Source organism: Neorhizobium galegae bv. orientalis str. HAMBI 540 (assembly GCF_000731315.1).
GTDB lineage: Bacteria > Pseudomonadota > Alphaproteobacteria > Rhizobiales > Rhizobiaceae > Neorhizobium > Neorhizobium galegae.
In genome coordinates, this window is the sequence record NZ_HG938353.1 from 4,505,903 (window position 1) to 4,520,481 (window position 14,579).

12 protein-coding genes and 1 pseudogene are annotated in these 14,579 nt (G+C 62.7%); 12 read left to right on the forward strand and 1 reads right to left on the reverse strand.

The features are described from left to right. Genes RG540_RS21705 through RG540_RS21730 form a run of 6 tightly spaced genes read left to right on the forward strand, consistent with a single transcriptional unit; the run spans nucleotide 1 to nucleotide 7,111 of the window. On the forward strand, nucleotides 1–1,542 hold the full coding sequence (locus tag RG540_RS21705; RefSeq protein ID WP_038592351.1) for a type II and III secretion system protein family protein: 1,542 nt from the start codon (nucleotides 1–3) through the stop codon (nucleotides 1,540–1,542). Nucleotides 1,543–1,593: 51 nt separating this feature from the next. After that, on the forward strand, nucleotides 1,594–2,274 hold the full coding sequence (locus RG540_RS21710; RefSeq protein ID WP_038549951.1) for a CpaD family pilus assembly protein: 681 nt from the start codon (nucleotides 1,594–1,596) through the stop codon (nucleotides 2,272–2,274). Nucleotides 2,275–2,295: 21 nt separating this feature from the next. After that, nucleotides 2,296–3,591 carry an AAA family ATPase gene (locus RG540_RS21715; protein WP_038592355.1) on the forward strand — a complete coding sequence of 432 codons (1,296 nt, stop codon included), beginning with the start codon at nucleotides 2,296–2,298 and terminating at the stop codon, nucleotides 3,589–3,591. A gap of 15 nt (nucleotides 3,592–3,606) precedes the next feature. After that, nucleotides 3,607–5,094 carry a CpaF family protein gene (locus RG540_RS21720; RefSeq protein WP_038592358.1) on the forward strand — a complete coding sequence of 496 codons (1,488 nt, stop codon included), beginning with the start codon at nucleotides 3,607–3,609 and terminating at the stop codon, nucleotides 5,092–5,094. A 13-nt stretch (nucleotides 5,095–5,107) separates the two neighbouring features. Further along, nucleotides 5,108–6,121, forward strand: a complete 1,014-nt coding sequence (locus RG540_RS21725) for a type II secretion system F family protein (RefSeq protein ID WP_038592361.1) — start codon at nucleotides 5,108–5,110, stop codon at nucleotides 6,119–6,121. Nucleotides 6,122–6,133: 12 nt separating this feature from the next. Continuing rightward, nucleotides 6,134–7,111: a type II secretion system F family protein gene (locus RG540_RS21730; RefSeq protein WP_038592363.1), complete on the forward strand. Its 978-nt coding sequence runs from the start codon at nucleotides 6,134–6,136 to the stop codon at nucleotides 7,109–7,111. 338 nt (nucleotides 7,112–7,449) lie between these two features. Here the strand turns inward: RG540_RS21730 and RG540_RS21735 are convergent, their stop codons facing one another. Continuing rightward, a complete protein-coding gene (locus RG540_RS21735) occupies nucleotides 7,450–8,283 on the reverse strand; it encodes a tetratricopeptide repeat protein (RefSeq protein ID WP_038592366.1) in 834 nt (277 codons plus the stop codon). Nucleotides 8,284–8,423: 140 nt separating this feature from the next. On the opposite strand from RG540_RS21735, the pseudogene RG540_RS21740 reads away from it, so the two are divergent. The 6 genes and pseudogenes from RG540_RS21740 to RG540_RS21765 all read left to right on the forward strand — a co-directional run bounded on the left by RG540_RS21740 (nucleotide 8,424) and on the right by RG540_RS21765 (nucleotide 14,505). Further along, nucleotides 8,424–9,814 (forward strand): annotated as a pseudogene (locus RG540_RS21740) (leucyl aminopeptidase family protein). Between the two features lie 85 nt (nucleotides 9,815–9,899). Then, the gene (locus tag RG540_RS21745) at nucleotides 9,900–10,241 is read left to right on the forward strand and encodes a MarR family transcriptional regulator (protein WP_038592369.1); all 342 of its coding nucleotides are present in this window, start codon (nucleotides 9,900–9,902) and stop codon (nucleotides 10,239–10,241) included. Nucleotides 10,242–10,276: 35 nt separating this feature from the next. Then, entirely contained in the window at nucleotides 10,277–11,137 is an 861-nt protein-coding gene (locus RG540_RS21750) for a C40 family peptidase (protein ID WP_038592372.1), read from the forward strand. 92 nt (nucleotides 11,138–11,229) lie between these two features. Next, entirely contained in the window at nucleotides 11,230–11,592 is a 363-nt protein-coding gene (locus RG540_RS21755) for a hypothetical protein (protein ID WP_038592376.1), read from the forward strand. Between the two features lie 142 nt (nucleotides 11,593–11,734). Beyond that, complete coding sequence (locus RG540_RS21760) at nucleotides 11,735–12,898, forward strand: isovaleryl-CoA dehydrogenase (protein ID WP_038592379.1); 1,164 nt, start codon at nucleotides 11,735–11,737, stop codon at nucleotides 12,896–12,898. Beyond that, nucleotides 12,898–14,505 carry a carboxyl transferase domain-containing protein gene (locus RG540_RS21765; RefSeq protein WP_038592382.1) on the forward strand — a complete coding sequence of 536 codons (1,608 nt, stop codon included), beginning with the start codon at nucleotides 12,898–12,900 and terminating at the stop codon, nucleotides 14,503–14,505. Before RG540_RS21760 ends, RG540_RS21765 begins: the two co-directional genes overlap by 1 nt. The last annotated feature ends 74 nt before the right edge of the window (nucleotides 14,506–14,579 follow it).

The following is a 14,579-nucleotide window of genomic DNA, read 5'->3' on the forward strand; positions in this document are numbered from 1 at the left end:
GTGAACAGTCTGAAACACAAGATTCGTAGCTCGGCAGCGGCAGGCTTGGCTTTTTGCCTAGCCTTTTCCGGTATTTCTTTGAATATCGCCCCGTTCAGCTTTGAGCCGGCACAAGCTTTGGCGGCCGAAAATAGCGTCGTCCGCATCAACGAAGGTGGTCCGGGCATCCGCAAACGACTGCAGCTCGGCCTCAACAAGGCCCTGGTCGTCGACCTGCCTTCCGACGCTCACGATATTCTGGTCGCCGACCCGAGCATGGCTGACGCGGTGACGCGCACCTCCCGCCGCATCTATCTGTTCGGCAAGACCGTTGGCCAGACCAACATCTTCGTCTTCGGGCCCAACGGCGAGGAAATCGTCAGCCTGGACGTGGCAATCGAACGTGACATTTCTGGCCTCGAGCAGAACCTTCGCCGGTTCCTGCCGGAATCGAACATCAAGGTCGAGATCATCTCGGACAACATCGTGCTGTCAGGAAGCGTGCGCACGCCGCAGGACTCGGCGCAGGCGGAAAAGCTCACCACCGCCTTCCTCAAGGGCGGCGAGGCGACCACCCGAAACATCACGGCTCAGGGCAATAACGGCGATGCGGACATCTTCGCCGAAAACCGACAGAAATCTCAGATCGTCAACCTCCTGACGATCGAGGGTGAAGACCAGGTCACGCTGAAGGTGACGGTTGCGGAAGTCAGCCGGCAGGTGTTGAAGCAGCTTGGTTTCAATGGCTCGGTGGCCGGTCCCAAGGGCTCGATTTCCTTTGCCAATCCCGCCAATCTGGGAAATGCCGTCGGCTTGGCTGCTCAAGGCGTCCTGTCCGGGAACATCGGCAATGTCGCTCTTTCGACTTACATGAACGCCATGGAGCAGGCCGGCGTCATGCGCACGCTTGCCGAACCCAGCCTGACCGCCATTTCGGGCCAGCAGGCAAAGTTCTACGTCGGCGGCGAATTCCGCCTGCCTGCCCAGCAGGAGGTCGATGGCCAAAAGGGGACCGTCACGCAGACGGTCAACACGGTCGACTATGGCATCGAGCTGAACTTCAAGCCCGTCGTTCTGTCGCCCGGGCGCATCAGCCTGGTGATCGAAACCAATGTGTCGGAGCCAACCTACGAAGGTTCTGCCGCGACGGGTAATGGTGCCTCGCTGCGGATCCCCGGCAATACCTACATGTCGATCCGCAAGCGCGAGGCTTCGACCACCGTCGAATTGCCCTCCGGCGGCTCCATTGTGATCGCCGGCCTGGTGCAGGACAACGTCCGACAGGCGATGTCCGGCCTGCCGGGCATTTCCAAAGTGCCGGTGTTCGGCACGCTCTTCCGCAGCAAGGATTTCGTCCGCAACGAAACCGAACTCGTGATCATCGCGACGCCGTATCTGGTCCGTCCCGTTGCGCGCAGCGAGATCGCCCGGCCGGACGACAATTTCAATCCGGAAAACGATGCAGCGACCTTCTTCCTGAACCGCGTCAACAAGATCTACGGCCGCAAGGAGCCCGTCGCGACGGGCCAATATCACGGCGCCGTCGGCTTTATCTACAAGTGAGCGGTCATGGACATTGAAACGCAGAAAATCTCCGCCGAAGGACAGGATGCCATGACCAAGGTTACAACCAGGTCCCGTCGCCGCCAGATTGCCGCAGCCTTCGCGCTCGCGGCATCCGGCATGCTCCTGTCGGCCTGCGGCAACAGCCAGCTCACCACCGGCGCCATCCCCGACGACTATCGCACCCGCCATCCGATCGTCCTGGCGGAAGGTCAGTCGACCCTCGATATTCCGATCGCCTCGGGCGATGTCCGCCTGACGACCGGGATGCGCGATACGGTCAAGGGATTTGCACAGAACTTCATGGCGTCGCCTGCCGGCGTAATGCAGATCCAGGTGCCGTACGGCTCCTATAATTCCGGTGCCGCGCAACATCTGGCGGGCGATATCCGCCGTGAACTCACGCGTTCCGGCATCAAGCCGCAGCGGATACTGATGAGCAGCTACGCAGCCTCGCCGAATGGCGACGCAGCGCCGATCCGGCTTTCCTACGTGACGACCAAGGCGATGACCGGCCAGTGCGGCGAGTGGCCGGCGGATCTGTCGGACAACACGTTCGGCAACAAGAACTGGTACAATTTCGGCTGCGCCAGCCAGAACAATCTTGCAGCCCAGGTCGCCAATCCCACGGACCTCATCGCCCCGCGCGCCATCACGCCGATCGACGCAGCGCAGCGCGCCAAGGTCATCAGCGATTATCGCGGGGAATCCAGTGGCACAACGACGCCGTAAGCCAGGGAACCGGAGAAAACAATGAGCGCGATCAACTACGAAATCCGCACTCCCGGTCAGGGTGAAGGGTTTGCCGAGGACGCCGATCGTCCCGGCGATTTCGATGCGCTGCGCCCGCTGCCGCGCATCTCCATCCATTCCTTCTGCGAAAGCGAGGCGATGCAGCGCACGATGGACCGCATGGCCCGTGATCGCCGCATGGCCAAGGTCAACCTGCGCGTGACCATCGGTGGCACCAGTGCCGCCGCCAACATGTTTTCGTCCACGCCGACCCCGAACCTCATCATTCTGGAAACCGACGCCGAGCCGAAGAACCTGCTGCATGAGCTCACGCCGCTTGCGGAAGTGTGCGACCCCTCGACCCGGGTCATCGTCGTCGGCCGTTACAACGACATTTCGCTCTATCGCGAGCTGATCCGCAACGGCATCTCGGAATATCTCGTCGGCCCGGTGCAGATGCCCGACATGCTGGCTTCGATCTCGGCGATTTTCGTGGATCCCGAAGCCGAGCCGCTCGGCAAATCGATCGCCTTCATTGGTGCCAAGGGCGGCGTCGGTGCCTCGACCATCGCGCACAACTGTGCTTTCGGTATTTCGAACCTGTTCTCGACCGAGACCATCCTTGCCGACCTCGATCTTCCCTTCGGCACGGCCAATATCGATTTCGACCAGGATCCGGCCCAGGGCATCGCTGAAGCGGTCTTTGCGCCGGAACGCCTGGACGAGGTCTTCCTCGATCGCCTTCTGACCAAGTGCTCCGAGCATCTCTCGCTGCTGGCGGCTCCCTCGCTGCTCGATCGCGCCTATGATTTCGATCGCAACGCGTTCACGCCGATCATCGAGCTCCTGCAGCGCAGCGCACCGATGGCCGTTCTCGACGTTCCGCATGGCTGGACGGAATGGACGCGGGCGGTTCTGTCGGAGGTCGACGAGGTGGTGATCTGCGCGGTGCCGGATCTCGCCAACCTGCGCAACACGAAGAATATGATCGATGCCTTGAAGAAGCTTCGGCCGAACGACCGTGCGCCGCATCTGATCCTCAACCAGGTCGGCATGCCGAAGCGTCCGGAGATCGCTCCGAACGATTTCATCGAGCCGCTGGAGATGGAGCCGATCGCCATCCTGCCGTTCGACGTGCAGCTGTTCGGCAATGCCGCCAATAGCGGCCGCATGATTTCCGAAATCGACGCGAAATCGCCAGCTGCCGAAACCTTCTCGCAGATCGCCCACATCGTCACGGGTCGGGTCGCCATGAAGAAGGTGAAGAAGGGTGGGCTTGGCAAGATGCTCGGCATGCTCGGGCGCAAGAAGGCATAACACCAGGAAACCGGTATGTTTGGAAAACGCGGAAACGAGGGATTTGGGAAGAGCGGCAGCGTCGCGCCGCCGCCGGCTGCGCCAGCGCCCGCCGTGGCGCGGTCCGCCGCTCCGGAAATCCTTGCCGAGCCGATGCGCGATCCCGTGACCCAGCGGCAGCAGATCTCTTCGCCGCCGCCGCTCGCGCCGCAATCGACAGCCCGAAAGCGCCCTGCGCGCACGGAACTCTATTACGATACCAAGAGCCAGGTCTTCTCGGCCTTGATCGATACGATCGATCTTTCCCAGCTCGCCAAGCTCGACGCCGAAAGCGCGCGCGAGGAAATCCGTGATATCGTCAACGATATCATCACCATCAAGAACTTCGCGATGTCGATCTCCGAGCAGGAGGAACTGCTCGAGGACATCTGTAACGACGTTCTGGGTTATGGCCCGCTGGAGCCGTTGCTTGCCCGCGACGACATCTCCGACATCATGGTCAACGGTGCCGGGCAGACCTTCATCGAAGTCGCCGGCAAGACGATCGAATCCGACATCCGCTTCCGCGACAATTCCCAACTCTTGTCGATCTGCCAGCGCATCGTCAGCCAGGTCGGCCGCCGCGTCGACGAATCCTCGCCGATCTGCGACGCGCGCCTGCCGGACGGATCCCGCGTCAACGTCATCGCGCCGCCGCTCGCCATCGACGGGCCGGCACTCACCATTCGTAAGTTCAAGAAGGACAAGCTGACCCTCGACCAGCTCGTCAAGTTCGGTGCAATCACCCCGGAAGGCGCCGTCCTTCTGCAGATCATCGGCCGGGTCCGCTGCAATATCGTCATCTCCGGCGGCACCGGTTCCGGCAAGACGACGCTGCTGAACTGCCTGACCAACTATATCGACAGGGAAGAGCGGGTCATCACCTGCGAGGATACCGCCGAGCTGCAGCTTCAGCAGCCGCATGTGGTCCGTCTCGAAACCCGTCCGCCGAACATCGAGGGCGAGGGCGAGATCACTATGCGCGATCTCGTCAAGAATTGCCTGCGCATGCGCCCCGAACGCATCATCGTCGGCGAAGTGCGCGGACCGGAAGTATTCGACCTGCTGCAGGCGATGAACACTGGCCACGACGGCTCGATGGGTACGATCCACGCCAACACGCCGCGCGAATGCCTGAGCCGAATGGAATCGATGATTGCCATGGGCGGTTATTCGCTGCCGGCCAAGACCGTGCGCGAGATCATCAGCGGTTCGATCGACGTCATCATTCAGGCGGCCCGCTTGCGCGACGGTTCGCGCCGTATCACCCAGATCACCGAGGTGATGGGCATGGAAGGCGACGTAATTATCACCCAGGACCTGATGCGCTACGAGATCGATGGCGAGGACGCCAATGGCCGCCTGATTGGCAAGCATATGGCAACCGGCATCATGAAGCCGCATTTCTGGGACCGCGCTCGTTATTACAACGAGGAAAAGCGTCTTTCCGCCGCGCTCGACGCGATGGAAAAAACCAAGGACTAAGGAGCAGAATTCCATGTTCGGGTTGGATATCAATGTCGTGGCGATCATCGCCCTCGTGGCGGTCGCCGCGGCGGCGGTTTGTTACGGGCTGTTGTTCTCCCGCATGGAAGTGGAAAAGAAGGCAGACAGCCGGCTCAACCGGGTGAAGTCGGCGGAAACCGATCTCAACAAGGTCAAGGACGCGCGAGACCGGGTGCAGGAGCTTTCCAAGCGCCGCAAGTCCATGCAGGATTCGATCAAGGACCTGGAGAAGAAGCAGGAAGAGAAGAACAGGAAGATGGGCGACGGCAGCTTGAAATCCAAGCTCGCCCAGACCGGCCTGTCCCTGACGATGGGCCGCTTCTATATGTTCAGTGTTCTTTTCGGCGTCTTCGTCTTCCTCGTCACCCTGATCGCCGGCCTGCCCTTGCTCGCCGCCGTTGGTGCCGCCTTCGTCAGCGCGCTCGGCTTGCCGCGCTGGATCGTCGGTTTCCTGGTCAAGCGTCGCCAGAAGAAGTTCCTGGAGGAATTTCCGAATGCGCTCGACGTCATGGTGCGATCAATCAAGTCCGGCCTGCCGCTCAACGATTCAATGCGACTGATCGCATCCGACGGCCAGGAGCCGGTGAAGACGGAATTCCGCCGCGTCATCGAATCCCAGCAGGTGGGCTTGAGCATTCCCGAAGCCTGCACCCGCATGATGTTGACCATGCCGCTGCCGGAGGTGAATTTCTTTGCGATCGTCATCACCATTCAGGGCCAGGCCGGCGGCAATCTTTCTGAAGCGATCGGCAACCTTTCCAAGGTGCTGCGCGAGCGCAAGAAGATGAAGGCCAAGGTGCAGGCGTTGTCGATGGAAGCCAAGGCTTCGGCGGTGATCATCGGCGCTTTGCCCTTCATCGTATCGCTGCTCGTCTATCTCACCTCGCCTCAGTACATCTCGATCATCTTCACCGATCCGCGCGGGCACCTGATCCTTTTGGCTTCCGGCGTCTGGATGTCGATCGGCATTTTCGTCATGCGCAACATGATCAACTTCGATATCTGAGGGGACGGTGCGATGGGACTGGCAACGACGCTTACCGATCCGATCACGTTGCTCGCCATTCTGGTGGCCGTGGCGGTTTTCGCGACCCTCTACACGCTGGCGAGCCCTTTCCTCGAAAAAGGAGATCTCGACAAGCGCATGAAGGCCGTCTCCACCGAGCGCGAACAGATCCGCGCCCGCGAACGCGCCCGCATGAATTCCGAACAGTCGAAGACGTCGCTGCGTGCGCAGAACAATCAGTCGGTCCGGCAGATCGTCGAGCGCTTCAATCTGCGCAAGGCGCTGGTGGACGACAACACTGTCAACAGGCTTCGTGCCGCCGGTCTGAGGTCGCAGAACGCCCTCAACATGTTCCTGCTGGCCCGTTTCCTGCTGCCCTTCGTTTTCCTTGCGGCCGCTATCGTGTGGATTTTCGTGCTCGGCAACCTCGCTACCCGGCCGTTCCCGATCCGCATGCTGGCGGCGATCGTCATCGCCTATATCGGCTTCTATGCACCGAATATCTACATTTCCAACCGGGTGAAGAAACGCCAGCATTCCATCAAGCGGGCCTGGCCCGACGCGCTCGACCTGATGTTGATCTGCGTGGAATCGGGGATTTCCATGGAAGCGGCGATGCGCCGCGTGGCCGAGGAGATGGCGCAGGCGTCGCCGCCCCTGGCCGAGGAAATGGTGTTGACGACGGCTGAGCTCTCCTTCCTGCAGGACCGCCGCACGGCGCTCGAAAATCTCGGCATCCGCACCCAGCTCGATATCGTCAGGGCCGTTACCCAGGCGCTGATCCAGGCGGAACGCTACGGTACGCCGATCGCCTCGGCGCTGCGCGTACTTGCCCAGGAAGGCCGCGACGAGCGGATGAACGAGGCGGAAAAGAAGGCGGCTGCCCTGCCGCCGAAGCTCACCGTGCCGATGATCCTGTTCTTCCTGCCGGTCCTGATCGCCGTCATCCTTGGTCCGGCCGGCATCCAGGTCGCCGACAAGTTCCACTAATCGCGGTTTTCTGCGCCTTCGGCGTTGGACCGGCACCGGCGCGCGTGCCCATTGTTGAACATGATATGAACTCCCGTTTCAGACGGCGTTCAGCAGGACCGGTCCAATATCCCTCCATCAGTTCGAGACGGCCGGGTCTTCCAGATCGGCCGGTCCACGAGCGAAACATGTTCGGAGGATATTAAGATGCTGACACGACTTTGCGTGAACCTCGTCCTGATCGGCGGAATCATCACCGTGATCTCGCGCCTTATCTAAGGCGTTCCGACAGGACCATTGCCGAAAACGAGAAAACCGGCGCAAGGCCGGCTTTTGTTGGAATGACGGAAGAAGCCCGATCAGTTCGTGTTGGGCTTGCCCTTGCCATCCTTGTCGGAGAGCTTCGCCCAGGCGTTCTGCTGGGATAGCATCGAGCGCAGATAGGTGACGTTGGCATCGGCCTGCTGCTGCGAGAGTTCGCGGCGGGCGATCTGTTCTGCTTCCGAAAAGCGGCCCTGCAGGCCGACCACCAGCGCCAGGTTCTGGCGGACGCGGCTGTCGGCGGCCGGCTGGCCGGCGGCATTGCGCATGTAGGTTTCCGCGGTCTTCAGGTCGCCGGAAAGCACGTAGGACATTCCGAGATTGGACATCACGCTCGGCTCGTTCGGCTGGGTATCGAGCGCCATGCGGTATTTCTGGCGGGCTTCCGCCGAGCGTCCGAGTTGGTCGAGCACGGCACCTTCGGCGGAATAGAGCCGCCAGTCCGGATGATCGGGGGTCTGCGCGCGGTTGATGGTCGCGAGTGCCTGTTCGAGCTGGCCGGCACCGGCCTGAGCCTTGCCATAGGCCGCCAGCACGTCGCGGTCGGCCGGGTGGGCAATCGCCACCTGCTGCATCACCGCAAGCGCCTGCGCGCTCTTACCCGTCATGCCGAGCACTGTCGCGTAGCGCAGCCCGATTTCCTTGTTCTTCGGATCACGGGCATAACTCTCGCCAACCGACTTCTCGGTGCCTGCAAGCGCGTCCGCATTCATGCCGTCCATGGAGGCGGCCGAGGCCCTCGGGATCGAGCCCGTCGTCGCCACGTCCCGGTTCGTCGCACAGCCGGTGACCGAAAGAGCGGTGAGAAGGGCGAAGGCGGCGGTCTGGGCGAGGCGGGTCTTGCGAAGCGTCACGGCTGCGGAAGCGGTCATGGGGTGCGGTCTCGTTCGGTCCGGTGCCACGTCTTCCGAATAGGGAGCGGGCAGATAGCGCATTTCCACTCCAGCAATAAACTGTTAACCCTAACAGATCGTTAAGACGAGCGATTCCAACAGCTTCCGAAGGCCGGCCCATGACTCCTTATCAATATATCGAACGTCCCTCTCCCTTCAGCGCAAAAGGGGCGACGTCAAGGCCGGTCCACGCCGTGACGCCCTCCGACCTGGAGGCTGGAAAGCTCGATGCGGCGGCGCTCGCCTGGGCGAAGGCATCGGGCTTCAAGGCGGAAGCTGGTGCGCTGCTTCTGGTACCCGCGGGCAATGAAGTGGGCAGCGCCCTGTTCGGCCTTGGCGGCGATCCCGCCGAGGCACCGTTCATTACGGGAAAACTCTCGAAGCTCTTGCCTGCCGGCGACTGGCATGTCGAGACCTCGGCGCTTGGCGATGCGCATCTTGCTCTTGGCTACGGCCTCGGCACCTACGGTTTCAGCCGCTACAAGTCTGAAAAACCGAGGACGTCCGGCTTGCAATCCCGGTCACGACCGATGCCGCCGATGTCGAGCGCCAGCTTGCCGGCGTTTTCCTGGCGCGTGATCTCATCAATATTCCGACCAACGAGATGGGGCCGATCGAGCTGGAAGCGGCCTTCCGGGCGCTTGGCGAACATTACGGCGCGACCGTCACGTCGATCGTCGGCGAGGTCCTGCTCGCCCAGAATTTCCCGCTCGTCCATACCGTCGGGCGCGCCAGCGTCTCAGCTCCACGGCTGCTCGAAATGCGCTGGGGAGAGAAGGGCCATCCGCGCGTCACCCTGGTCGGCAAGGGGGTGTGCTTTGATACCGGCGGCCTCGACATCAAGGGTGCCGCCAACATGGCGCTGATGAAAAAGGACATGGGCGGCGCGGCCAACGTTATGGGCCTTGCCCTGATGATCATGGATGCCGGTCTCAAGGTCGACCTGCAGGTTCTGGTGCCGGCGGTCGAAAACTCCATTTCCGGCAATGCCTTCCGCCCCGGCGATATCTATCGGAGCCGCAAGGGCATCACCGTGCAGATCGACAATACCGATGCCGAAGGCCGGCTGGTCCTTGCCGACGCGCTCGCCTATGCGGACGAAAACCCGCCGGACCTGATGGTCGACATGTCGACGCTGACGGGGGCTGCCCGCGTCGCGCTCGGCACTGAGCTTGCGCCCTATTTCACCGACGACGAGGCGCTTGCCGGCAAGCTGATGGACGCGGGCCGGGCTGAAGGCGATCCAATGTGGCGCCTGCCGCTGTGGATGGGCTACGACAAGGACATCCGCTCCCGCGCCGCCGATATCACCAATTCGCCCTCGGGCGGCATGGCCGGTGCGATCACGGCAGCGCTTTTCCTCAAGCGCTTCGTCACCGCCACCAGGAGCTGGGTGCATTTCGACATCTACGGCTGGGTGGCGGCCGAAAAGCCGCAGGCACCGGTCGGCGGCGAGGCGTTTGCGATCCGCGCGCTCTATCGCACGATCCGCGACATGGCGGCGAAATAAACCGGCTCCGAAACAAACCGGTAAGAACTTCGGCCTAAAATTCGTCGGATTGTGAACCGAGGCCGGATTTGGAACCGAGGTGGTGATGCCGGTTGAACTGACCGCCACGGAAGCGCTGGGCCTCTGGCACCGGGTATCGCTGGAGCAGGTGCGCCACGACGGCCGCGATCTGACATTGCGCCAGATGTCCATTCTGCTGCATATTTACCTCGTGCCGCCGCCGCACACGGTGCGCGCGCTGGCGGCGACGCTTGGCGTCACCAAGCCGGTCATCACCCGCGCGCTCGACACGATGGGCGAGATGGGTCTGGTGGACCGCCAGCGCGACGAGCGGGACCGCCGCAACGTGGTGATCAAGCGCACGGTGGCGGGTGCGCTCTATCTGGAAAAGCTGGGCGACCTGATCATTCGGGAAGGCCGCCAGTGATGGGTTTGGCATAAGGCGCCCGAAGGGATTTTGAAATGACCAAGCTGCTCGACAGACGCCTGCACGCCTTCCGCCCCGACCTTGCAGACGAGACGCTGAAGGGCAGCGTCGAGGCAGGCCAGTTCGTCCGCGGCGAGCCGGCACGCATCGCCGTGCCGGTGGCCCAGCTGCGCCCGGCACCGGACCTTGCCCGCGGCATCGATACCGAACTTTTGTGGGGCGAAACCGTCCGAGTTTTCGACCGCGCCGAGGGTTTTGCCTGGGTGCAGGCCGATCAGGACGGCTATGTCGGCTACCTGCCAGAGGCGATGCTCGGAAACCCGGACGAACCCACCCACCGCGTCGCCGTGCCCCGCACCTTCCTTTATCCGGAGCCGGAGCTCCGCAAGCCGCCGGTTGGCGCCCTGTCGATAGGCAGCCGCGTCACCGTTGTCGGAGAGGCGGAAACCCGCGGCACCCGTTATTTCGTCCTCGCGAGCGGCGAGGCCGTGATCGCCCGCCATTGCCTGCCCATCGCCGAAACCTTGGATGAGGACTACGTCGCCGTCGCCGAAAAATTCATCGAGACACCCTATCTCTGGGGTGGCCGTTCCGGTTTCGGTCTTGATTGCTCGGCGCTCGTGCAGCTCGCCCTGATGATGACCGGCCAATCCGCCCCGCGCGACTCGGATATGCAGGCCTCGATCGGCAAAGAGATCACGCGCGGGGAACTTCGTCGCGGCGACCTCGTTCTATGGAAAGGTCATGTCGGCATCATGGAGAATGCCGAGACGCTTCTCCACGCCAATGGCCACACGATGAGCGTCGCCCGCGAGAATTTCGAGGCGGCCGTTCAGCGGATCGGATGGCTCTACCAGCAGCCCACCGGCTATCGCCGTTTGGATAACCGCCGATGATCACGCAAACGTGGTCCCCGGCCCATGGATCGGGCCTCCTGCCGTCCATATCTTTGAATCGTCCGCAGGTTTCGTGGATGAGGAGTCGATTGATGCTCAAAGGTGCATGGATACTGCCGGCCGTAATGCTCGTGGCGCTGCTTGTCGCCGCGCTGATTCCGGCTGAGGTATTCGCAGCCGAGCCCCAGGCCTTCCCCAAGGATACGCAGACCTATTTCCGCAACCTGCCCGGCGTCGTGCCCGAGGAAGAACGCGTGAAGAAACAGGCCTATGACTGCACCAGCGATATCGAGAACGTCTATCGCAGCCGTGGCGGTTTCGACATTCTCTATGGCGATGTCATGCCGACCCGGATCTACCGCTGCAAGTCGCCGAGCGGAGTGACCTATACCGGCACGCGCATGCCGAATAACGAATGGGCTCCCGGCATTCACCCCTATCATCTGCCCGAATAGGGCAATCTTCGTTCAATGGGGGCCAACCGGAAGACCGTATCTTGCGATGTCGCGTCGCAGCCTCGTCCAGCCATTGACGACCTGCCGCCGCTGCCCCACTACTTTCTGACATACTGAACTTGGTACACCGGGAGGATGCAGGGTGTTCCACGCAAGCATGAATTTTGCGCTCGGCGAGGAGGTCGACGCTGTTCGTGAGACGGTCCACCGTTTCGCGCAGGAAAAACTCAAGCCTCGCGCCGACGAAATCGACCGCAGCAACGAATTTGCCCGAGATCTCTGGCCTGAACTGGGTTCGCTCGGCCTGCTCGGCATCACCGCCGACCCGGAATTCGGCGGCACGGGCCTCGGTTATCTCGCTCATGTGGTCGCCGTCGAGGAACTTGCCCGCGCCTCGGCCTCCACGTCGCTCAGCTACGGCGCTCATTCCAACCTCTGCGTCAACCAGATCAACCGCAATGGCAATGCCGATCAGAAGGCGCGTTACCTGCCGAAACTCTGCTCGGGAGAGCATGTCGGCGCGCTCGCCATGTCCGAGCCAGGCGCCGGTTCCGACGTGGTCTCGATGAAGCTCCGCGCCGAAAAGCGCGGCGATCGCTATGTGCTCAACGGAACCAAGATGTGGATCACCAACGGCCCGGATGCAGAGGTCCTGGTGGTCTACGCCAAAACCGATCCGACCGCCGCCTCGAAAGGCATCACCGCCTTCCTCGTCGAAAAAGGGTTCAGGGGGTTCACGACCGCCCAAAAGCTCGACAAGCTCGGCATGCGCGGCTCCAACACCTGCGAACTGGTATTCGAGGATTGCGAAGTGCCGGCCGAAAACGTCATGGGCGCCGAGGGTGGCGGCGTGCGCGTGCTGATGTCGGGGCTCGACTACGAGCGCGTCGTGCTTTCGGCCATCGGCATCGGCATCATGCATGCCTGCCTCGATGTGGTGATGCCCTATGTCCACGAGCGAAAGCAGTTCGGCCAATCGATCGGCGAGTTCCAGCTGATCCAGGCCAAAGTCGCCGACATGTACACGGCGATGAATTCCGCCCGTGCCTATGTCTATGCGGTGGCCGCCGCCTGCGATCGCGGCGCCGTGACGCGCCAGGATGCCGCCGCCTGCTGCCTCTATGCCTCCGAACAGGCGACCCAGCAGGCACTGCAGGCAATCCAGATCCTCGGCGGCAACGGTTATATCAACGACAACCCGACCGGCCGGCTGCTGCGTGACGCCAAGCTGATGGAGATCGGCGCCGGCACGTCCGAAATCCGCCGCATGCTGATCGGCCGCGAACTCTTCAAGGAAACCGTCTGATGACTGTCATCCGGTCTGCGGTCAATCTGAGGAGCGAAGCTGCCGAAGCGAACCGCGCCGCGATGCAGGCAAAGCTTGCCGAGGTCGAGGCGGCCGTCGCGCTCGCCGAAGCCGGCGGTGGCGAGGAAGCGCGGGCGCGGCATGTGAAGCGCGGCAAGCTGCTTCCGCGCGAGCGGATCGCTCGGCTGCTGGATCACGGTTCGCCCTTCCTCGAAATAGGCACCACCGCAGGACATGGGCTGTACGGCGGCGCGAGCCCGGCGGCCGGCATCGTCACCGGTATCGGCCGGGTTGAGGGCCGAGAGGTGATGATCGTCGCCAACGATGCCACGGTGAAGGGCGGCACCTATTACCCGATGACGGTCAAGAAACATCTGCGCGCCCAGGAGATCGCCGAGGAGAACCGGCTGCCTTGCGTCTATCTGGTTGATTCCGGCGGCGCCAACCTGCCGAACCAGGACGAGGTATTTCCCGACCGCGATCACTTCGGCCGCATCTTCTTCAACCAGGCCCGCATGTCGGCGAAGGGCATCGCCCAGATCGCCGCCGTCATGGGTTCCTGCACCGCCGGCGGTGCCTATGTGCCGGCGATGTCCGACGAGGCGATCATCGTCAAGGACCAGGGAACGATCTTCCTCGCCGGCCCACCGCTGGTGAAGGCAGCTACGGGCGAGGAAGTCTCGGCCGAGGATCTGGGCGGCGGCGATGTGCACACCCGCCTCTCCGGTGTGGCCGATCATCTCGCCCGCGACGACGCCCATGCGCTCGCGCTGGTCCGCCGCGCCGTCGCAGGGCTGAACACCCGCAAGCCGGATACCGTGATGCTGGCGACGCCCGAAGAGCCGCTCTACGATCCGGAAGAGATCGCCGCGATCGTCCCGTCCTCCCTGAGCACGCCTTACGACATCCGCGAGGTGATCGCCCGCGTCGTAGACGGCTCGCGATTCGACGAGTTCAAGGCACGGTTCGGCATGACGCTGGTCTGCGGTTTCGCGCATGTCTTCGGCATCCCCGTCGGCATCATCGCCAACAACGGCGTGCTGTTTTCCGAAAGCGCCCAGAAGGGCGCTCATTTCATCGGACTCTGCTCGCAGCGGAAAATCCCGCTCGTCTTCCTGCAGAACATCAGCGGCTTCATGGTCGGCCGCAAATACGAGGCGGAAGGCATCGCCAAGCACGGCGCCAAGCTGGTGACCGCGGTTGCGACCACCTCGGTGCCCAAGGTCACGATATTGGTCGGCGGCTCCTTCGGCGCCGGCAATTACGGCATGGCCGGCCGGGCCTATTCGCCGCGTTTCCTGTGGACCTGGCCGAGCAGCCGCATCTCAGTGATGGGCGGCCCGCAGGCCGCCGGCGTGCTGGCCACTGTCCGGCGCGAGGCGATCGAGCGCGGCGGTAAGACGTGGGGCGCGGACGAGGAAGCGGCCTTCAAACAGCCGGTGCTCGACCAGTTCGAGGAACAGAGCCACCCGCTTTATGCCGCTGCCCGCCTCTGGGACGACGGCATTATCCACCCGGCCAAGACCCGTCAGGTCCTGGCCTTGAGCCTCTCCGCCGCGTTGAATGCACCGATCGAAGAAACACGCTTCGGCGTGTTCCGGATGTGAGGGACGGATGTCGGATTTGATGAACATCCTTAGGCTTGCCCTCCCTCCGAGCCATGACGGGACGAGAGAACAGC

What these genes read in the sequence shown, in the direction of transcription:
- RG540_RS21735 (WP_038592366.1), bottom strand. Translation starts at nt 8,283, where the DNA reads ATGACCGCTTCCGCAGCCGTGACGCTTCGCAAGACCCGCCTCGCCCAG.
- RG540_RS21725 (WP_038592361.1), top strand. Translation starts at nt 5,108, where the DNA reads ATGTTCGGGTTGGATATCAATGTCGTGGCGATCATCGCCCTCGTGGCG.
- RG540_RS21750 (WP_038592372.1), top strand. Translation starts at nt 10,277, where the DNA reads ATGACCAAGCTGCTCGACAGACGCCTGCACGCCTTCCGCCCCGACCTT.
- RG540_RS21755 (WP_038592376.1), top strand. Translation starts at nt 11,230, where the DNA reads ATGCTCAAAGGTGCATGGATACTGCCGGCCGTAATGCTCGTGGCGCTG.
- RG540_RS21710 (WP_038549951.1), top strand. Translation starts at nt 1,594, where the DNA reads ATGACCAAGGTTACAACCAGGTCCCGTCGCCGCCAGATTGCCGCAGCC.
- RG540_RS21765 (WP_038592382.1), top strand. Translation starts at nt 12,898, where the DNA reads ATGACTGTCATCCGGTCTGCGGTCAATCTGAGGAGCGAAGCTGCCGAA.
- RG540_RS21730 (WP_038592363.1), top strand. Translation starts at nt 6,134, where the DNA reads ATGGGACTGGCAACGACGCTTACCGATCCGATCACGTTGCTCGCCATT.
- RG540_RS21720 (WP_038592358.1), top strand. Translation starts at nt 3,607, where the DNA reads ATGTTTGGAAAACGCGGAAACGAGGGATTTGGGAAGAGCGGCAGCGTC.
- RG540_RS21745 (WP_038592369.1), top strand. Translation starts at nt 9,900, where the DNA reads ATGCCGGTTGAACTGACCGCCACGGAAGCGCTGGGCCTCTGGCACCGG.
- RG540_RS21715 (WP_038592355.1), top strand. Translation starts at nt 2,296, where the DNA reads ATGAGCGCGATCAACTACGAAATCCGCACTCCCGGTCAGGGTGAAGGG.